The organism is Fibrobacter sp. UWB4, assembly GCF_002210345.1.
Lineage (GTDB): Bacteria > Fibrobacterota > Fibrobacteria > Fibrobacterales > Fibrobacteraceae > Fibrobacter.
In genome coordinates this window covers 45,820-66,026 of record NZ_MWQI01000012.1, presented here as the reverse complement: position 1 = coordinate 66,026, position 20,207 = coordinate 45,820, and the positions used below count along the sequence as shown (strand labels likewise).

Sequence of the window (20,207 nt, the reverse complement as noted above, 5' to 3'; positions counted from 1 at the left end):
TGTTGATAGATGTTGAAGGTCTATTGAAAATTTGAAGTTTTTTGTAGTAATTTCGTGATAATTTGTTGCCAAATGTATCACTTTTATTTACATTGTCGTAAAAATACGCATTTCTGGCAAATGTGGGTTCGCTAGAAATGTCGCTAACACTTGGAACCCGCAAGGTTGAATGGAATGAAACTGATTTTCAAGACTCTTGCAGCAGGACTTTTCGCCTTCTCGATGGCGAATGCTCAGGATGATGTCCCTGCCGATGCCGCTTTGGCCCCTGCTTCTGACAAGCCGACGATGGCTAGAAGCGAACTCCCGGTAGGCGCCGATATTTCGAACCGTTACCTCGAACGCGTTTTCTACCATTGGAAGGACAACAAGGAAAAGGGCATCATCAAGGTGTTCATCCACACGGATGAACTTGCCGAAGAACGCGAACCGGATGTCTTGAACTACGACGTGCTTTACAGGGACGCCGATAGCAACGTTGTTTTCTGGAAGGATCATGTTGCAAAGTGCGTGAAGTGCTTTGGCAAGCCGGTTGTCGATGGCCCGACCCCGAACACCCCGAAGGCTCTCGTGTATGACTGGGATCCGAAGAAGATTGACGATACCACCAAGACGATGCTCGAAGGCGAATTGCCGGCTGAAGTCTACATGATCACGAAGGACAACGACATCAGAAACCTCAAGTCCCGCTGGATTGGCCCGTCGGACAAGGAACAGGGTGAAAGCGAGTTCGTGCGCGCTTACCGCTTTGGTTCTATCATAAAGTACAACGACAAGAACGCTTTTGCGATGGCTTTCGTTTACAAGAAGGGTGGCAAGTTCTTCTATGTGCCGGAAGGATACGGCTATATCGACCAGGGTGTTTACAAGGGCGTTGCTTTCCCGGAAAAGTTCTACGAAGTTGAAGTGACTGACTTCAAGGAAATCGTGGGCAAGTCTCCGATTGAAGAAGTCCAGGAAGCTATCAAGCGTGGCCCGACTCCGGTCAAGATGGCTGATCTCCCGAAGCAGACTTGGAAGGGTCCGAAGATTGAAAAGGAACTCAAGGCTCTCGTGAAGGGCTACAAGGTGAAGAAGCTCATCATCACGAGCGACTCTTGGGAATACCGCAGAAACTTCTTCGGCTTTGTCCTTTACAGATGGGTCGGATTTGACATTGTCTATGATGGTAAGAACAAGGACGGCAAGAAGGCTACCATGTACAAGTCTGGCTTTATTGCAAAGCAGATGAGCAATGGCAGCGGCTTTGATAAGAAACTGATCATGACGGGTTCTCCGGTTTCCTGGAACCGCGAAGTTCTCGACTGGAAGTAATCTCGCTCTATTGAGTTTAGGAGCGACTCCCATTGGCTTGGGGGTCGCTTTTTTTTATCTTTGGTTTCGTGATTCAAATTCAGAACGTCTCTAAGTCTTTTGGCATGCAGGTCCTTTTGGACGGCGCTAGCATGCTTGTTGCCGACCATGAACGCGTCGGTCTTGTAGGTCGCAATGGTTGCGGCAAATCGACCCTTTTCAAGATGATTCTCGGGCAGGAATGTCTCGATGGCGGTAACATCGACATCCCGAAGGGCTATACGATTGGCTATTTGCAGCAGCACATCAAGTTCACGCACCCGACGGTTCACGAAGAGGCGTGCAGCGTGCTCAAGGTGAATGAGGACGGCTGGCTCGAAGAACACAAGGTCGAGGCGATTCTCTTTGGTCTTGGCTTTGACGAAGAGAGCATGCAGAAAGACCCGATGCTTTTGTCGGGCGGCTTCCAGATCCGTCTGAATTTGGCGAAGGTCTTGGCGTCGGAACCGGACATGCTTTTGCTTGACGAACCGACGAACTACTTGGACATTGTTTCTATGCGTTGGCTCAGTCGCTTTTTGCGCGCGTGGAAGGGCGAAGTGCTCTTGATTACGCATGACCACCATTTTATGGACGAGGTCTGTACGCACACGGTGGGGATTCACCGCCACAAGATGCGCAAGGTCAAGGGGACGGTCGAAAAGTTGCGCGAGACGATTGCCGAAGAAGAAGAAGTGGCAATGCGCACGCAAGAAAACGAGCAGCGCAAAAAGGAACAGCTTGAAAAGGTTATTGAACGTTTCCGTTACAAGGCGGCGAAGGCGGCGATGGTGCAGTCAAAGATCAAGGCTGCGGCAAAGCTTGCGACGGGCGAGCGCCTCTCACATGAACGCAACCTGGATTTCAATTTCAAGAATGCGGAATTCCCGGGCAAGCGCATGTTGCAAATCCATGGACTCCATTTTGCGTACAAGAACGAAAACGGCTACGGTCCGGAGCTGATTTCGGATCTCGAGTTGGAAGTGTTCAAGGGCGACCGCATTGCGATTATCGGCCCGAACGGTCGCGGTAAAACGACGCTCTTGAACTTGATTGCGAAAGAATTTGAACCGACCCAGGGTACAATCAATTACAACCCGAACCTCAAGATAAATTACTTTGGACAGACGAATATCAACCGTCTGAATCTTGAAAATACGGTCGAAGAAGAAATTGCAAGTGCGATTGCAGATGTGTCGCAGAAGAGCCGTGCGCGTAGCCTCGCGGGCGTGATGATGTTCAGCGGCGATACTGCCATGAAGAAGGTGAAGGTGCTTTCGGGTGGTGAACGCAGCCGTGTGCTTTTGGGTAAGATTTTGGCGAACGAAAGCAACATGCTTTTGCTTGACGAACCGACGAACCACTTGGACATGGAAAGCATTGAGAGCTTGATCGATGCGCTCGAAGATTACGATGGTACCGCACTTGTCGTGACGCATGATGAAGAACTGCTGCATGCCTTTGCGACGCGCCTCATCGTCTTCGACGGTGGTAAGTGCCGTATCTTCGAAGGCACTTACGCGGACTTCCTTGAAAAGGTTGGCTGGGCTTCTGAAAAGAAGCCGGGCGGCGCGAACTCCGCAAACATCAAGGTCTCGAATATCGACGTCACGGACGACAAGCCTGTGAGTTCGACGCCGCGCACCAAGGAAGACCGCAGGGCGCGAGCAGACTACATTGCCGAACGCAGCAAGGTCATCAAGCCGCTCGAAAAAGAGACCGCGCGTCTCGAAGCGGAAATCGCGAAGGCAGAAGCTCTCGGCGGTGAACTTGAAGCAAAGCTTGTGGCCGCCTCGGAATCTGGCGACGGCAATGCGATTACGTCCATTGCAAAAGACATGGACGAAAACAAGAAGCTGACCGAAGAACTTTACGCCGCCTGGGAAAAGGCGAGTGCCGAACTCGAGGCCGCGAAAGACAAGTATAAGCTGGACTAGTTAATAGTCTTTAGTCATTAGTTCGTAGAAGGGAGATGCCCTCCCCATACGCGGATCATGCTCACATAAGTGCTAAAGCACTAAGTGATCAAAGAGCTCGGTGGCAGGAATGACAAGTTTATTCCACTCTTTTGCGCTTGGTGAGCGTCATGCCGTTGCTACGGTAATATTGAATGTCTGTGAGGACTTGCCCGACCCAGTAATGCTTTTGCGGGTCCTTGCGCCAGTTCTCAAATCTGTTGCGGTGTTCTGCATCGGGATAGAACTGTGCGATGGCATCGGCAAGCGTGGGCGATGTCGCGAGAATTCTTTTGAGTCGGCGGGCGCCTATGTCAATTTGTTCTAACCCTTTGCCTGTATTGAGCGCGAGTAATCCAGACGTATTGTTTTTGCCCTGGTAGTTCATCTGGAATCCGGAAGTGTGGTGGATGATGGACATGAGGACTGCTGGGTCCGTGCGTTCACGGAGGCATGCTTCAAGGATGGGGAGATTGCAGAGGTGCTCACTATCCCAGCGCTTTCCGTTGTATGTGATTTTCAGCGTGTGCTCCGTGTCTTCGGAAATGATTTCGATATCGTAGCGGATTCCGAGATCGCGCTGTAGGGCTTTTGTGAGGCGGATTCCCCTGTTCCTGAATTTCTTGTAGCCGATCATCTTTATCTGCAATGTGTCCTTGATTTTTTCGAGAATCGGCGTTGTGGGGCGCGTGACGACGAGATTGTAGTTGTTGATGACTGTGGGGAGGATGTAGGCGAGTTCTGCGGCGGCGCTGTCGAGATCGCAGTTCATGTCGATGATGAGTTCGCCCCGATCGCAAAGTTTTTGAATTGCGGACGTGGTGTACTTTTGGTATTCGGCCTGCTCGTTGATGGTGGGACGCGGCTCTTCTTCGGGGTGCGTCGCGTATGCGGTCGTGATTGCCGCAATGCCCAAAGCGCATGCAATGATAACAAGCTTTACCTTGATGCTCCTCCAGAGAATACGAATAACTGCACGACCTTTTTTGGTCATGCAGATGCATATCAGCCAGATGAAGGCTATACTCGCCCAGAGGAGAATTAAGTTCACGCCCTCAATATACGTTATTTTTCGGCACTGGAGGACTGTGCGGTTTGCGTTGCTTGTGGAGCCTGGGGCTTATTTTGCGGCTTGCCGACCAGATTCGGGGTCTTGAGCATGTTGCTTGGTAAAGACGAGATGACTTCACTTGCCATCTTGATGGTCTTGATGATATTTGCCGTGTTGTCGAACTGCGCCTTGATATCGTTCTGGACGGCGTTGAACATCTGTGTAAAGCAGAAAAGATCGTCCTTTGATTCGTTGAATAATTTATATGTGTTGCGCAATGCGACGAGGTTTGCCGTTTCGCGGTCCATGGATTCCTTGATTTCAGCGCTAAGTGTATCGCGAAGGACTTTCTTTTCTTCGATGATTTCAGGAGCGTTCTCTCTCAGGATGTATGTTGGGAGCGTTCCGAATTCTTCGAACTTGGTGCAAGTAGAATTGGACTGGTTGACGGAACTGCGCAGCCCGCTGGTGCGGACTTGCGGGTCGATAGAAATGGTGCAGTTTGAAGTGCCGTGATAGTTGCAGACGACGCGCTTTTCAACTTGGCGGAGTTCGTTGTACGGGTTGAAGTTAATGTCGGTTTCGATGTACTTGAGCGGCGCGTAAAGCGGTACGGATTCGCCTGCGATCGTGATGCGGTAGGCGAGGCACTTTTCGCCGTTGAACGGTTTGGTTTCGTAAAGGTTGTTGGAACTGTGGACGAGGTGGTTGACGCGCATAAGCAGGCCGTTTGCGTCATAAGGCGTTTCAAGGAGGCTCGGCGTGTTCTTGTATAATTGCTCCTTGAGAATCTGCTTGTAGCTTTCGGAAATGGCTGTGTTCGATGCGCTGCGCCCCCAGATGGATGTTCCGAGGAAGAACGTGTCGATAAGCTTTGTCTCGGCGCGGCCGTTGAGGAATGCGATGGCCTTGATCATGTTCGAAAGGGCAAGCCACCTGCGGATGGGCACGTAGACGCAGTTCTTTTCGCAGGTCTCTGCGACCTTGCCGATGACGGCGAGCGTGTTCGGGGAAAGTGTCACCTTGCTGAGGGCCTGAATCCATTCGGACTGTTCTTCGGCGCTAATGGCAACTGACGGGGGCACGGTGACGTTGCTGTCGGTGCCGTGGAGCTGGAGTAACTTGCAGAGCGCATCGGAAGAAATGCTGTCGGGGAGCATGATCGTAAGCGTCACCTGGTCGCTTACTTCGGACCTGCTCAGTGCGGATTCCGGCTTCTGGTCGCCCGAAATGATGATGGAGTTTTTCTCGTGGTCATGGATGACGATCTGGAGGTTATTCTTGCTCTGCTCATCGGTGGGCGAGAAGTTGTCAAAGATAATCAGGTTGAAGTCGTTGATGTTGTCGGGAAGCTGTCTTTGCTTTTTGCCGAGCTTTAAAATCTTCGCGTCCTTGAATGCGCTTGAAATTCTGCGGATAAAGAGGGAACTTCCACAGCCTGGGCGGCCATAGAGGTAGAACGGTTCCTGAATCAGTGCGGTGAGGAAACCCAGCTGTACATAGTATTCTCTTTCTGGAATGTCCTTGGTGATGATCTGAAGAAGTTCGGCAAAACGCTGACGCAAATTCATACTTTCTCTCCCTAGTTCTTGCTTTTTAAAAATACAATAAAAAACGGGAAAGTTTTCAATTATTTACGAAGAATGTTGTATTAGGTGTTCCTTTATAAGGACAATTCCTGTAGAATTTTGTCTGAAACTTCGGTTTTTTGGATGGCAACGTGGAGTTTTGGGTGGGAAAGGAGTGCCTGGGGTAAACGGCTCGCGTCTTTCTGTGAAATAATGATGTCGTTGCCTTGCGAGAGTTCTGCCTGAACGATTTGTGGAAAACGTCTGTCGTGATCGGGACGGATAATGGATCCTGCTATTTGGATGCCTGCCGTTGATGCAAATGTGCGGATGTCTTCAATGAAACGGTTGGGGGAACCGAGTCCGCAAATGATTTTCGCCGTGAATTGTTTATAAGTTGTTGAATTTGTTAGAAACTCGATGGAAAAATGGATATCGGGTGTGTTACCGTAGCAGGCGAGGTGGATGATATCGCGTTCGTCATGGTCCTGCCTGAGACTGCGGAACGGACCTGCGGGCATAAGGCATGTCCAGGATGTTGGCGGTTCTTGCCAGTCGAGGCAAATGTGGCGCACACCTGTAAAACGCGTGTCTTCAAAACCGTCATCGCAGAGAATGATGTCGAATTTGTCCTGAATTTCCTTGGCGGTGGAATAACGGTTCCTGGTTGCAAAGACTTTTATTTGCGGTGATGCGGCGGAGTGTGACTGGATGCTTTCGAATGCTTGCTGCAACATGATGAACTCGTCCCAGGCGGCGCTGTGGCAAAGGATTGCGATGCGCTTACCTTGTTTGTAAAAATGCCTTGCAAGCCAGATGGTGAATGGCGTTTTGCCTGCGCCACCTGCTAAATAGCTCCCGACGATGATGACGGGAGTCTGGATAGGCGGCTGTGGCCGCAAAAAGAGCTTGTGGTGCAGCTTGTATGCAAGCCGGTAGAATGCGGATGCGGCAAGGCGGAAAGGCTTCGTTGTGTATATCATTAGCAGTGCCTCAATGCATGTCATGCCGGACTCCGTTCCGGCATCGCCTTTTCGTAAGCTAGAACTTAATCGAGACAATTGCGTTTTTGCTGCAAGTAGAGGTCTGCAAGTACAAGGGCTGCCATGCTTTCCACAATCACGGGAGCGCGGACGGCAACACAAGGATCGTGCCTTCCCTTGGCGGCAAGTTCGCCATTCTCGTAGCCGCGGCCGGCTGTCTTTTGTGCCTGCGAAATCGTGGCTGTCGGCTTGAACGCCATGCGGCAATAGATCGGTTCTCCGTTGGAGATACCGCCCAGGCTACCGCCCGCGTTGTTTGTACGCGTGTGGTAGGTGTTGCCTTCTACGTAAATTTCGTCGTTGTGTTCGCTGCCGTGCATGCGTGCTGCGGCAAAGCCGCTGCCGATTTCAAAGCCCTTGCATGCCGGGATGGAAAGCATCGCCTGAGCGAGGAGCGCGTCGAGCCTGTCGAATACCGGTTCGCCGAGAGCTGCCGGGACGTTTTTCACGAAGAGCGCGACTGTTCCGCCAATGCTATCGCCTTTGGACTTCGCCTCCAGGATGGCCTGTTCCATCTTGGAACTGGCGGTTTCGTCCGGGCAGCGGACGGGGGAAGCTTCGATCTGGTCAAGCGTAAGGGTGTTAAGGTCGGGCATGGCGCCATCGACAGTGCCGACGGATGAAACCCACGAGAGGAATTCAGTGCCGGCAACGGTCTTGAGGAATGCCTTCGCGACGGCGCCTGCGGCGACGCGACCGATGGTCTCGCGGGCGGAGCTTCTGCCGCCGCCGCGGTAATCGCGGAACCCGTACTTGAGATCGTAGCAGAGGTCTGCGTGGCCCGGTCTGTACCATTTTGCTATGTCGGCATAGTCTTTGCTGTGCTGGTCTTCGTTAAAGACGACAAAGGAGATAGGAGTGCCCGTCGTCTTGCCTTCGAAAACGCCGGAAAGGATCTTTACCGTATCTTTTTCGTTACGGGGAGTGGTCAGTTTGCCCTGGCCCGGACGCCTGCGGTTCAGTTCAGCCTGAATCATTTCTTCGGTGATGGCGAGGCCGGCGGGGCATCCGTCGAGGACGGCTCCGACAGCAGGACCATGGGATTCGCCCCATGTAGTGACAGAAAAAATCTTTCCAAATGTGCTTGACATGTGACCAAATATAGATACTGGGCCAAAAAAACTTTTTTTTGTGAAAAATTTTTGCTTACTTGAAAAAAGTTTACTATCTTTTACAATATCTAGAGGAGTTTACTGTGTCCAAATTTGGCATTGTCATTACTTTTTTGATTCTTGTGCTTTCGCTTCACGTGCAAGCGCAGTCTCAGAATAACTTTGCCGGTATTCCGTTTGGATCCTCCCGTGAGACCGTCATTGAAGAAATGATGAAAAAAGGTTACGAACCTTACGGCCAGACAGGCGTTGGCGAACGTGTGGTAATTCCTGTTTACATGTTTGGTGAACTGCCGGTCCAGGTCGATTTTATTTTCAACAAGAATGACAAGTTCTACGCCTTTGAAATCCGTACGGGCCGTGTGGAACGTGCTCGTCTGAGCAAGACTTTTGAAGCTGTAGCTTATATGTCCGACCAGTTTACTATGAAATATGGCAAGGCATCGGGCGCTCCGGCGATTAACGAAACTTCAAGCCTTAAGGAAAACGTCCATAATCTTTACCAGGAATGGTTCTCGGTGAAGGCCCTCGACGCCTATACGGCCGTGATCCAGAAAGGCAACCGCTATTATGCCGTGGGTTCTGTAACGCATCGCCAGCTTGCTACGGAAACCGAATCTACCAAGCGGGTCCGTGAAAAGGCTCCGGAAGCGGCAGCGTTCTAAAAGTTCAAGAAAGATAATGCGAATCGGCCCGAATGGGTCGTTTTTTTTATGCGTTCGTTTCGGCGAATGCGGTGGTTCGAAATTTTTTTTCTCCAACCTATTGACATTTCTTAAAATAATTATATATTTGTAATCGTTACAAAAACAAGAACAAATTTAATTATAGTTTTCATCAAATTCCGCATAGCGGAAAAGGAGTCGATATGAAGGTCTGGGTTTGTAAAGTTTGCGGTTATGTCCACATGGGTCCGGAAGCCCCGGATGAATGCCCGCAGTGCCATGCCCCGAAGAGCAAGTTCTTCGAAAAGGTTGAACAGCCTGCGGCAGGCAAGATCGTCTGGGCTGACGAACACAAGGTCGGTGTTGCTCAGGGACTCGATGCTGAAGTGGTGCAGGGCCTCCGTGAGAACTTTGCGGGTGAGTGCACCGAAGTGGGCATGTACCTCGCGATGAGCCGCCAGGCGGACCGCGAAGGATTCCCGGAAGTGGCAGAAGCGTACAAGCGCATCGCTTTCGAAGAAGCGGAACATGCTGCCAAGTTTGCGGAACTCCTGGGTGAGGTCGTCTATGCCGATACCAAGAAGAACCTGGAACTCCGCGTAGCTGCCGAAGCTGGCGCTACCGAAGGCAAGCTCGCTCTCGCGAAGCGCGCCAAGGAACTCGGCTACGATGCCATCCATGACACTGTTCATGAAATGTGCAAGGACGAGGCCCGTCATGGCTCTGCTTTCCAGGGCTTGCTCGGTCGTTACTTCAAGTAATTTTTTGAGGTGTAGGGCGGTTCCGCGCGTATCAAGCGCGTGGGGCCGCTTTTTTTGTTGGAATGTTTGAGAAGAGGGTGTGAATATGCAAGAAACAGCAAGCATACTCAAGGATCATGGCATTAGGCCTTCGCTACAGAGGGTCTGTGTTTATCGTTACCTGCGGAGCGTCAAGACACATCCGACGGTCGATGAAATTTATTCGGCGCTTTTGCCGGAATATCCGTCGCTTTCACGCACGACGGTCTACAATACTTTGGAACAGCTGCTCGAAAAGGGCCTTGCGATATCGCTCGATTTTGGCGACGGGTTCTTGCGCTACGATGCGGACTGCTCGCCGCATAGCCATTTCAAGTGCAAAAAGTGCGGCAAGGTCTACGACATCTTTGTGGCGCCTCCGGATTGCACACAAATGATTCCCCCGGGATTTACCTTGCAGGGGACCTCGCTCTATATGTTCGGACTGTGCGACAAGTGCGCGGTCGGAGATGGAGATGCCCGCTCAGAGGCGGGCATGACAGTCGAAAATTAATCTTTTAGTTTATCAAGGGCTTCGTTCGGTCCGATGATGAACAGCACGTCGTCTTCTTGCAGGATGACGTCTGCAATGTTACCGATCTTTGGCGTCGGCTCTTGTGGGTCGCGGATGGCGATGACCTGTACGCCATACTTGTGCGTGAGCGACAGCGTCTTAAGTGTTTTACCGATAAAGTTTTTAGGACAGACAATTTCGACGATGGAGTATCCTTCCATGAACGGGAGGAAGTCCACCATGTTCGGGCGGTTCAAGCGTTCGGCAAGGCTTATGGCGGCGTCGCGTTCCGGGTGGAAAATGTCCGTGACGCCGAGCTTTTCCAAAATGCTCGTGTGTTCGGCGCTGCTCGACTTCGCGATGATGTGCTTGACCCCGAGTTCCTTCAGGTTCAGGATGGTGAGGAGGGATGCTTCCAGGTTGCTACCGATGCAGACGATGACGCTGTCTGCCTTGGTGAGTGACGGGATGGAAGCAAGCTGCTTTTTGCGGGTGCCATCGGCAACGACGGCTTGCGAGACCATGCTTGCGATATCCTGGATCTTTTCGGGATGCGAGTCGATGACCATGATGTCATGGCCTAGCGATGTCAAGTGACGCGCTAGGTAGTTTGCCGAATTTCCAAGACCGATGATAACGAATTGTCTAGAAGCCATAGTTTAAATATAATTATTAGGAAATCAGTTACTAGTTACTAGTTAATAGTTACTAGGTGTTTTTGTTTAAAGTTACTAGTAACTCAGAATTCGGAACTGCGGCGAAGCCGCCAAATTAAAAATTTCTAATTCCTACTTCCTAATTCCGAATTATAAACTAGCCCACCATTATGTCTTCTTCGGCGTAATAGGCGGTGTCCTGGAGCTTGCCTGCAACTGCCGAGATGAGGAACAAGGGACCCATGCGTCCGATGAACATCACGCAGCAGATGACGATTTTCCCGACCGTGGAAAGCTCTTCGGTGAGTCCCATGGAAAGTCCGCACGTGGCATACGCGCTTACGACTTCGAATAGGATTTTGAGGAACGGGGAGCTGTTTGCGGAGTAGGCTGTGCCGGATGGAATTTCGGTGCAGAGCAGGACCAGGGTGGCACCTGCAATCACGACCATGGCGACCACGAATATTCGAATGGCCTTGTCTACGGTGTTGTTCGGTATGGTGCGTCCGAGGACCTGGGTCTTTTCCCTGCCGAGGAGCCTGTTTAGGCCGAGAAGCCCAATGACTGCCGCCGTCGTAATCTTGATGCCGCCTCCGCAGCTGCCTGGGTTTGCGCCGATGAACATGATGATGATAAAGAAGAATAACGATGCTTGCGTGAGGTCGGGGATGTTCACGGAATTGAGTCCTGCTGTGCGGCTCGTGAATGCCATGAACAGTACGGATTGCGCGTTTTCGCCAATGGTGTGGCCGCTAAAGAGGTTGTTCCATTCGGTGAAGGAAAAGATGAGAATGCTTGCGAGGATGACGATGATGGTTCCGTACGTCGCAATGCGGGTGTGCAATGAAACTCGGCGGATCTCCTTGTGCTTGAAGTCGAAGATGTAGCGCAGCTCTGCAATGGCCAGGAATCCGAATCCGCCTGCCAGTACGAGGATGCAGGTGGTGATGTTCATGACGGGGTTGTACTGGAAACCTTCAAGCGAGTTGGGGAACAGTGTAAAACCTACGCCGCAGAAGGAACTCACGGCCTGGAATGTCGAGCAGAGAATGCGGTTGTACATATCCATGGACTCGAACTGCGTGAAGTAGACTACGCCGCCGATGAGTTCAAGGACAAACGTGAATGGGATCACGGCTCGGAGGATGCGGCCTGCATCGATGTTTCCTTCTTGCGTGAACTCGGAGAAGAATACGGACTGGTGGCTAAAGCCGGGGTGCATGCCGGCAAGCAAGATGAGTGTCGTAGATGCGGTCATGATGCCAAGCCCGCCAAGCTGCATCAGGACGACGATGAACCAGTGCCCAACATCTGTGTATGTAGAAGAAATATCGACGACGGAAAGCCCGGTGACGCAGACGGCTGACATGGACGTGAAGAATGCTTCGATGAGGCTTACTGGGCGCTCCCCAGCTTGCGGCAGGCTCAAAAGTGCGGTGCCGACAGCAATGAGCAAAAGATAGGCGAGTACCACCAGCATGATGGGGTTTGCCTGGGTCTTTGTCTTGAAAATGTTCTCGGAGAGTGAGTCCGCGAGCATCTGGTACTTTGAACGTAGCATAAGAACGAATTTAGTAAAGTTGAGTGGCCGTTTTCTGTAGTAAAAGGAAAAGACCCTGCTTCCGCAGAGTCTTTAATGTAAGGAGGAAAATTGAAAAAACTAGTCCTGGACGCAGCGTACGCTGAAGCGCTTTGTCTTCTGGTCAACCTGGAAGAACTTCTGGTCGTCGCCTTCCTTGACGTAGTCCGGAGACTTTTCCACGATGATGAGGGCTCCGTTGCTGCCGCCATTTTCATCGTATTTCTTGTCGTTTGGTTGAGGGTCGCCCGATGTCCAGTGGAATCCCATGTCGCCGAGGAAGTCGCAGGTGCCGTCCTTGCAGCGTCCGCTGTAGCTCCAAGGGACAGACTCGTCGTTGAGAGCTGCCTGGGTTTCTTCTCTGTTCGGAAGTCTCCAGCCGGTAGGACATGCGCGCTGAGCGGCGTTGAACGTATAGAGCCTGCCGTTTGTGGCGCAGTTTTCGTTCTGTTCGTTGTAGCATTCGCTGTTGGCAACTTCGTAGTTGATATCCTGTGCCATCCAGAGCTTTCCGCCGATCTGCATAAGCTTGTAGGTCTTGTTGTCGCGCTGGTCGGTCATCGTCGTGCCGTTCACTACAGGCGGCTTGTTTTCTGGAAGGTCGATTGAAATGCCGCCCTGCGAAGAGGAAGACTTGGGGGTTGCCTTGGATGAAGATGAAGGCGGCTCGACGGCGCAATTAGGTGTCCAGATGCAGACCACCGGTTCGGTGACTATGTCAGGGTACGGGATCTTTGAACCGGGAATAGTGACTGTTTCGTGCTTTTCTACGGTATCCTTTCTGCCGATGACGATTGTAGAAGAGGAGATGTTCCCTGGCTGGGCGCCGGATGACGACAGATCGGTCGCGATTGAAGACGATGAATTTTCGGCAATGGGAGAATCCCCCGGAGCCGTTATATCGTCGGAGCAACCGAAAAAGAGGGCGGTTAACCCTAAGAAACTAAGAGAAAGTAGACTTTTCTTCATGATATACCAAATATAGTTTACAAAAAGGTATTGATGTAGCAAAAACTTTTTTACTATCTTTGGGATCACTATGAGCAATGTTGAAATTTTCGACACCACCTTCGCCATGACGATCCTCGTGATCATGGCCCTCTGCATTCCTACAGTCCTTCTTCTTGCCAACTGGTTCTTGCACCCGGGCAAGATCAAGCAAACCATTATCAAGGGTTCTGCCTACGAATGCGGTCTCGCTCACGTTTCCGGTACGGCAAACGAACGCTACCCGGTGAAGTACTACATGGTGGCCATGCTCTTCCTGGTGTTTGACCTCGAAGTCGCCTTTATCTATCCCTGGACTATCCAGTTCCTCGCTGGAGGCTGGGAATTGCTGTTCATCCTCCTCGGATTCCTCCTGATTCTTGAAGCCGGTTATATCTACCTCCTCAAGAAGGGCGTCCTGGACTGGAACAGCGTTAAGGACTGATCCTTAAACCGTTGATTATTCTATCTCAAAATGGCGGATGCAGACCTTGGGTTTGCGTCCGCTTTTTTGTTTATCGTCACCCTGATGGCGAAGCCAGAAGGGACCAGTGAAGTCTAGTGTTAGAAGGCGTCGCGGACGTACATCGTCATGCCGACGTTCTTGAAGTCCACCCATGAAAGTTCGCAGCGGGCGTACAGGTTTTCTTTCTTGTTGAGGGCGAACCGCCCTCCGAAGCCTATGCTTCTGTGCCACTTGTTGCGCATGAGGTCGCTAAAGTAGTCCCCGGTCTTTCCGCCTTCAAAGAAGATGTCCCCGGCCAGTCGCCAGAACAGCTTCTTGCGGAATTCGACTTGCAGGAACATCGCCTGATTTCCGTAGAAGTAGTTCTTTTCGACTCCACGGAAGCGCTTGAGGCCGTCCGACCCGGCAAGCTTGTCGAAGGGGGCGTCTCCGTCCACGCGCTGCCAGAGGAAACCGACGGCCATGGATGTGTTCCAGATGAATTCGGAGTAACCGCGGACATCGAGTTCCTGGTGGGTGTAGCTGAAATCGCCCATTCCCTTGTTGTAAAAGTAATGCCCCCATTGGACCAGGTACCCATGTCGGGCCCAGTTGGTGTTGTCACGGGTGTCGATCGACAAGTGGTAGCCGATGCCGTTTCGCCAACCGTTGGTGTTTTCGGGGAGCTTTATATCTCCGTGGTAGTGGTAGTTGCTGAAATCTACGTATGTATGGTTCAGTTCCAGGAACAGCCCGTACCGGAGGTCGGGGAGCCACCGCTTTGTTCCGTAGTTTGTTTCAACAAGCGTCTGGACGTAGAATGTCTGGCGGTCGAACTTGCGGAAGTTGTCTATGTCGGGGTCGTTGCGATTTCCAAAATAGTTGCCGACCCAGTCCTCGTAGTGGATGTCGATGTCGCCCGAAATCTGGTCGTCCAGAAGGTAGAACTTGGGCGAAATGGAACCTGTAACCTGCTTGCGTGAGGTGCCGTAAAAAGAAAGGTCTAGTTCAGATGCGTTCCCGCCTTCGAACGAAGGCTTGAAAAAGATGATGGCCATTGCGCCAAATTGATACTGGGTTTCCTCGGTATAGCCAAGCACAGGGACTGCTGAAAAACGCTGAAAGTAGTTTGCTGAATCCGTTACGGCGTTGGGCGCAGAACTGTCCGCTGGAGCTGTTTGGGCATTTTCCGCCGCTGCAAAAGCGGGGAGGGCAAAGGCTGTTAAAGTCAGTAGCTTTTGGATCAAGAAACGCATTTTGCCCAAATTTAGATAAATAAACGATTTTTCTATTTTTCAATAGGAAAAAGTAATTATAGAAGGGTTTGATTATGCCCATTTTGTCGGTTCAGAATATTTTGTTGCGTTTTGGCGGTCCGCCGCTTTTGGACAATGTCTCGTTCGATATCGAGGCGGGAGACCGCATTTGCCTTGTGGGCCGCAATGGCGAGGGCAAGAGTACGCTTTTGAAGGTTTTGACCGGCGAGATGGAAGCGAATTCCGGCGAAATCGTAAAGAAGACTGGGCTTCGCGTGAGCCGCATGATCCAGGAAATTCCGGCGCATCTCGACGGGACCGTGCGTGATATTGTGATGGGCCGCGTGTCCGTGGTGAGCGGCGGTTCCGTGATTTCCAAGAAGATTCTGGACGATGGCGCGCACAATGCGACGGCCGAGGCGATTCTCGGGAAGACGGGCATTGATGCGGATGCGCCTTACGACAGCCTGAGCGGTGGCCAGAAGCGTCGTGTGCTTTTCGCACGTGCCGTGGCCGAAGACCCGGACTTACTTTTGCTCGACGAACCGACGAACCATCTCGACATTCCCGCCATCCAGTGGCTGGAAGGGATTGTGACGCGATTGAATTGCGCGGTGATGTTCGTGAGCCATGACCGTGCGTTTGTCCGCCGTACGGCGACCCGCATTTTCGAGCTTGACCGTGGCCGTGTGCGCAGTTGGGATTTCCCGTACGACAAGTTCGTGCAGTTCAGGGACCAGGCGCTTGCCGAAGAAGAAAAGGCGAATGCGCTTTTCGATAAGAAATTGGCTGAAGAAGAAGTTTGGATCCGCAAGGGCATCCAGGCTCGCCGTACGCGCAACGAGGGGCGAGTCCGCGCCCTCATCAAGATGCGCGAAGAACGCGCGGCCCGCCGCTCCCGTACGGGCAACGTGAACATGCAGATTACGGAAGCCGACCGTTCCGGGCGCCTCGTTGCGCGCCTCAAGAACGTGAGCTATTCCTATGACGGAAGCCCGCTCATTAGCGACCTCTCGACCGAAATCAGCCGTGGTGACCGCATCGGCATCGTGGGACCGAATGGCTCCGGCAAGACGACTCTCTTGCGCTTGATTCTTGGCGAACTCCAGCCGGAATCGGGTGAAGTACGCCTGGGCAGTAACCTCCATATTGCGTATTTCGACCAGATGCGCACCCGCCTGCGCGAAGACAAGTCGCTCATCGAGAACATTGGTGACGGACAAGCTTACATAACCTTGAACGGCGTGAAACGCCATGTGTTAAGTTATTTGCAAGACTTCCTGTTCTCGGCTGATCGCGCCCGCGGCCCGATCAGTGCGCTTAGTGGCGGTGAACGCAACCGACTTTTGCTCGCGTGCCTCTTTAGCCACCCGAGCAACGTCTTGGTGCTTGACGAACCGACGAACGACCTGGACATGGAAACGCTCGACCTCTTGGCCGAACTTCTGGCCGACTATAACGGCACCGTCCTGACGGTCAGTCATGACCGTGCCTTCTTGGATTCCGTGGCAACCGGCATCCTCGCCATCGAAGAAGATGGCCACGTCTTTGAAGCGGTCGGTGGCTACTCCGATTACGAGGCGAACAAGAAGCTCCGCGACAAGGAAGCCGCCCAGGCCGCCCGCCTGGCCGCCGAACGCGAAGCCGAAAAGCAGGCCCGCTCAAATGCTGGCGCCGGCGCCGCCTCCGCGTCCCCCGCGCCCGCGAAAAAGAAAAAGCGCAGCTACAACGAGGAGCGCGAATACGCAGCCCTCCCCGAAAAAATCGAAAAGCTCGAGAAGGAAATTGCCGACTACCAGCTGGAACTTTCCAAGCCCGAAGTCTACACGAACGCGACCCTCATCGTGGAACTCCAGAAAAAGATTGCCGATGACGAGGCCCTGCTCGAACAGGCCTACGAACGCTTCGAGGCACTTGACAATTTGGGATAATTTTTTTTGCTCCCCTAGTGACAAACCTCATGGGATAATATAGATTTATCCTGATGGGTCATGGTGTTAACTTGAGAGGAGTTTGAAAAATGAAATCGCTATCTTTGTCAATGGTGATGGCGTTGGCAGGCATGACGATGGGTTATGCTGGTCCGACGGTTTGGAGTTATGATAAGCCGAAAGGCAATGATATGCAGCCGGCATATTGGTATAGCTATGCGCAACCACAGCCGAATGCATCGGGCGTACGCGATATTACTGCTGAAGGCTATATGCAGTTTTCCGCGACGCTGGACCTCAATTCTGAAGAATACAGTACAGCAGGTTTCGGGTTTACCTGGAAGCAGGCCAATAGCGAAGATGTCCCGGTAGATCTTTCGGCATATTCAGGTTTTTGCTTTACTTACAAGGCCGATCGTCCGTTCCGTCTGGATTTGAAGCAGTCAACGATTACGGACTACAACTACTACGGCGTCGTCCTTCCGGCTTCGACAGATTTTTCGGCGAAATACCTTACCTTCCAGGAATTTGCCCAGGAAGAAGGCTGGGGCCAGAAGGCTAATCTGGATTTGACAAAGCAGTTGGCCATCCAGATTAGCTACAAGGCCGGCATTGCGCAGCAGCTTGATGCTAGTGACGCAAACAGGAACAAGAACGTCATTACCATTTCTGCATTCTCTTTCGGTGAATGCGAATCGACTGTTCAACCGGGCTTTAGGGTTCTTGAACCTTATGACAAGACCCAGTCAATAACGGTTAACGACACGGATTCCTTGAAGATCGACCTTTCGAAGGTCTTTGCCGCAGATGAAGGTGCCGAGATTACGATTGCGACCTCCTTGCCGGCAAATTTGTTGACTTTGGTAAAGCCCACGGGTGCGCCAACCTTGAAGGACGAACTTGTTTATGTTCCCAGAAATGTCGATAAGGACACGACCTTTTTGCTTTCTGTTTATGCCTTGATGGGCGGGGAATCCATAAAGGCCCTGTTCAACATCACAATCAAGGATGTTGGGGATGGTCCAGTTTGCCCGGGTGACCCGAGTTGTCCGGATGATCCTCCTTCAGAAAACCATCCGCCTAAAGTACTTGCACCTTACGATGTCGCCCAGACGATAAAGATGGACGAGGTGGATACGCTCAAGCTTCCGCTTTCTAAGATGTTCACTGACGAAGATAATGATAAGCTCACATTTGTTGTTGACATGTCGGCTCCGCTGATCAAGGTCTTGACTCCGCTTGACAAGGCTACTTTGAATGATACGCTTAAGATTATTCCTACAGGCGTTAAGAAGGATACTACGATACTCATTGCTGTTTATGCTGCGGATAAGGAAGCTTCTGTCTACAGTAAAATATTTATCGAAATCAAGGATATGAACAGGGCGCCTGTGGTTGTCGATACGTCGTACACAGTCAATGAAGATGAATCCCTTATTGTTCCGTTCCTTCGCGGTCTTAAGGTCATGTGCTCGGATCCGGATGGGGATGACTTTGTCGTCATTCCGATTGATTCGACCAAGCATGGTTCTTTGATTGGCTTTGACCAGATGGGTGCGTTTACCTATACGCCGGAAAAGGACTTCTACGGTGACGATACGCTTACCTATGTGCTTGTGGAACTGGACAATCACGATATGATTAGTAACAAGGGTACTGTCGTTATCCACGTGAAACCGGTCAATGACGCTCCCACAGTTACAGTGCTCGATAGTGCGTTCATCAAGGACACGCTGGTTATTGATGCAGACTTCGATGAAGATACCGTATCGCAAATAAAGATCCCGACAAAGTCTTTAACCTTTAGCGATATCGAAGTGAGTGACGGTTCGCAGAAGTTTACCTATAAAGCTGCCGGTACAAAGATTGTTGCAGATGTTGATAGTTCAAATGCAAATTACCACTATATTTCTTTAAAGCCGGTGACGGGTGCGAATGGCATTGCAACGATCTTCTTCTATGCGACGGATGACTTTGACTCTGTGGGTGTCAACCTTTATGTCAAGCTTGTTGCGCCGAAGGACGTTGCTCATGCGGAAAAGGACGAGTACACTACATTTAACGATAGTGCTCTTACGGTAGATGCAAAGAAGGGCGTACTTGCCAACGATACCTATCCTGAAGGTGTAACGAAGGGCATGGAAGCCGAAGTTGCTCAGTTGCCTGCTCACGGAACGCTTACCCTCAATAAGGATGGCAGTTTCAAGTATGTTCCGGAAGAAGGCTTTGAAGGTGTTGATTACTTTGGTTACTATGATGTAATCAATGGTACGAAGTCTAAGCCAGCCATTGTGACTATCGTGGTCGAAAAGCGTAATATGCTCCCGACCGTCGTCGTAAAGCCGGCAACGCTTGATACTACCGTCACGGAAGACTTCCCGACTTCGAAGGCGCTGAAGTACATGAAGGATGTCGTCGCATCCTGGTTCAAGGATCCGGAAGGCGACCCGCTGACCTATTCTGCAAAGAGCAAGGATGGTAAGCTTAAGGTTGAAATTACGGACAAGGGGATTCTTGAAATCAATTCTGTCCAGGATTCCTCGGGCAAGGCTTATGTGGTTGTAACTGCAACGGACAAGAAGTCTGGCTCCAAGAGCTTTGAATTCTGCGTGAACATCACTCCTGTGAACGACAAGCCTGTTGTTGTGCATGGTGATACGGCCTATGTCGCGAATAGTGGCTGGACGGTCAAGTGGAATCTTGATTCGCTTGTCTATGATCCTGATGGTGACAAGCTGACCTATACACCGAATGAAACAAGCGTCTTGACGAAGTACCTGACTATTTCGATGAATGGTTCTGTGCTTACGGTCAAGGCGAATGATGGCGTCAAGCTTAAGGACGATCAAAAGTTTGGTATCGGCGTGAAGGTTTCTGACCCCAGCAAGCAGAATGTGACCGTTCCTTTGTATATCATCGTCGGCAAGCCGCCTATTGGATTGAAGCCGCAGCTTGCACAGCCGAAGGCGAGCTGGCAGAACGCTGTGATGGCAAAGCGTGGCGCTGTTAAGATGATCGATATGCAGGGCCGTGTGGTCTGGAACGCAAAGCTCCCGGTGAACCCGGCTGAGGTGATGAACGCTTCTGCCAAGGTGCAGGGCCGCAAGATCCTCCGCGTCAACAGCCAGACATGGACGATTAAGTAAGGCGCTGTGCGCGGTCATCCTGAGCGGTCATGGACCGCGAAGGATCCAGTTAATGTTTATGATGTCACCCCGGACTTGTTCCGGGGTTGACTTTTTTTATATAAAAACAAAGACTCCGCAATGCGGAGCCTTTCTTTTAGAATTTAACTGGATCCTTCGCAGCTATTAAGCTGCTCAGGATGACGCTC

16 protein-coding genes are annotated in these 20,207 nt (G+C 51.4%); 8 read left to right on the top strand and 8 right to left on the bottom strand.

What is annotated here, in order from left to right:
- The first annotated feature begins 174 nt into the window (after positions 1-174).
- Together B7990_RS14250 and B7990_RS14245 are read left to right on the top strand one after the other, a co-directional pair.
- Positions 175-1,314, top strand: a complete 1,140-nt coding sequence (locus B7990_RS14250) for a hypothetical protein (RefSeq protein ID WP_088641542.1) — start codon at positions 175-177, stop codon at positions 1,312-1,314.
- A 68-nt stretch (positions 1,315-1,382) separates the two neighbouring features.
- A complete protein-coding gene (locus B7990_RS14245; RefSeq protein WP_254917551.1) occupies positions 1,383-3,269 on the top strand; it encodes an ABC-F family ATP-binding cassette domain-containing protein in 1,887 nt (628 codons plus the stop codon).
- A gap of 118 nt (positions 3,270-3,387) precedes the next feature.
- Here the strand turns inward: B7990_RS14245 and B7990_RS14240 are convergent, their stop codons facing one another.
- The 4 genes from B7990_RS14240 to aroC all read right to left on the bottom strand — a co-directional run bounded on the left by B7990_RS14240 (position 3,388) and on the right by aroC (position 8,040).
- Positions 3,388-4,338 (bottom strand): hypothetical protein, encoded by a 951-nt coding sequence (locus B7990_RS14240; protein ID WP_088641541.1) that lies wholly within the window; start codon positions 4,336-4,338, stop codon positions 3,388-3,390.
- Positions 4,339-4,352: 14 nt separating this feature from the next.
- The gene (locus tag B7990_RS14235) at positions 4,353-5,909 is read right to left on the bottom strand and encodes a hypothetical protein (protein WP_088641540.1); all 1,557 of its coding nucleotides are present in this window, start codon (positions 5,907-5,909) and stop codon (positions 4,353-4,355) included.
- Between the two features lie 92 nt (positions 5,910-6,001).
- Positions 6,002-6,889 carry a tetraacyldisaccharide 4'-kinase gene (locus tag B7990_RS14230; RefSeq protein WP_088641539.1) on the bottom strand — a complete coding sequence of 296 codons (888 nt, stop codon included), beginning with the start codon at positions 6,887-6,889 and terminating at the stop codon, positions 6,002-6,004.
- 65 nt (positions 6,890-6,954) lie between these two features.
- Entirely contained in the window at positions 6,955-8,040 is a 1,086-nt protein-coding gene (gene aroC / locus B7990_RS14225) for a chorismate synthase (protein WP_088641538.1), read from the bottom strand.
- A 104-nt stretch (positions 8,041-8,144) separates the two neighbouring features.
- Here aroC and B7990_RS14220 point away from each other — a divergent pair, with 104 nt between their 5' ends.
- From B7990_RS14220 to B7990_RS14210, 3 genes are all read left to right on the top strand, one after another.
- Positions 8,145-8,726 (top strand): hypothetical protein, encoded by a 582-nt coding sequence (locus B7990_RS14220; protein ID WP_088641537.1) that lies wholly within the window; start codon positions 8,145-8,147, stop codon positions 8,724-8,726.
- Positions 8,727-8,929: 203 nt separating this feature from the next.
- Positions 8,930-9,487 (top strand): NADH peroxidase, encoded by a 558-nt coding sequence (locus B7990_RS14215; RefSeq protein WP_088641536.1) that lies wholly within the window; start codon positions 8,930-8,932, stop codon positions 9,485-9,487.
- An 85-nt stretch (positions 9,488-9,572) separates the two neighbouring features.
- Positions 9,573-10,019 carry a Fur family transcriptional regulator gene (locus tag B7990_RS14210; RefSeq protein WP_088641535.1) on the top strand — a complete coding sequence of 149 codons (447 nt, stop codon included), beginning with the start codon at positions 9,573-9,575 and terminating at the stop codon, positions 10,017-10,019.
- Here the strand turns inward: B7990_RS14210 and B7990_RS14205 are convergent.
- From B7990_RS14205 to B7990_RS14195, 3 genes are all read right to left on the bottom strand, one after another.
- Positions 10,016-10,675, bottom strand: coding sequence for a TrkA family potassium uptake protein (locus tag B7990_RS14205; protein WP_088641534.1), 660 nt, complete (start codon positions 10,673-10,675; stop codon positions 10,016-10,018). The two genes, B7990_RS14210 and B7990_RS14205, sit on opposite strands and share 4 nt — an antisense overlap.
- Positions 10,676-10,832: 157 nt before the next feature.
- On the bottom strand, positions 10,833-12,236 hold the full coding sequence (locus B7990_RS14200) for a TrkH family potassium uptake protein (protein ID WP_088641533.1): 1,404 nt from the start codon (positions 12,234-12,236) through the stop codon (positions 10,833-10,835).
- A 99-nt stretch (positions 12,237-12,335) separates the two neighbouring features.
- Complete coding sequence (locus tag B7990_RS14195; RefSeq protein WP_088641547.1) at positions 12,336-13,223, bottom strand: FISUMP domain-containing protein; 888 nt, start codon at positions 13,221-13,223, stop codon at positions 12,336-12,338.
- 70 nt (positions 13,224-13,293) lie between these two features.
- On the opposite strand from B7990_RS14195, the gene B7990_RS14190 reads away from it, so the two are divergent.
- On the top strand, positions 13,294-13,686 hold the full coding sequence (locus tag B7990_RS14190) for an NADH-quinone oxidoreductase subunit A (protein ID WP_088641532.1): 393 nt from the start codon (positions 13,294-13,296) through the stop codon (positions 13,684-13,686).
- 119 nt (positions 13,687-13,805) lie between these two features.
- Here the strand turns inward: B7990_RS14190 and B7990_RS14185 are convergent, their stop codons facing one another.
- A complete protein-coding gene (locus B7990_RS14185; RefSeq protein ID WP_088641531.1) occupies positions 13,806-14,942 on the bottom strand; it encodes a hypothetical protein in 1,137 nt (378 codons plus the stop codon).
- Between the two features lie 74 nt (positions 14,943-15,016).
- Between B7990_RS14185 and B7990_RS14180 the strand changes: the two genes are divergently transcribed.
- Together B7990_RS14180 and B7990_RS14175 are read left to right on the top strand one after the other, a co-directional pair.
- Positions 15,017-16,873 carry an ATP-binding cassette domain-containing protein gene (locus B7990_RS14180; protein ID WP_088641530.1) on the top strand — a complete coding sequence of 619 codons (1,857 nt, stop codon included), beginning with the start codon at positions 15,017-15,019 and terminating at the stop codon, positions 16,871-16,873.
- A gap of 89 nt (positions 16,874-16,962) precedes the next feature.
- Positions 16,963-20,019: an Ig-like domain-containing protein gene (locus B7990_RS14175; RefSeq protein ID WP_088641529.1), complete on the top strand. Its 3,057-nt coding sequence runs from the start codon at positions 16,963-16,965 to the stop codon at positions 20,017-20,019.
- Positions 20,020-20,207: the final 188 nt, after the last annotated feature.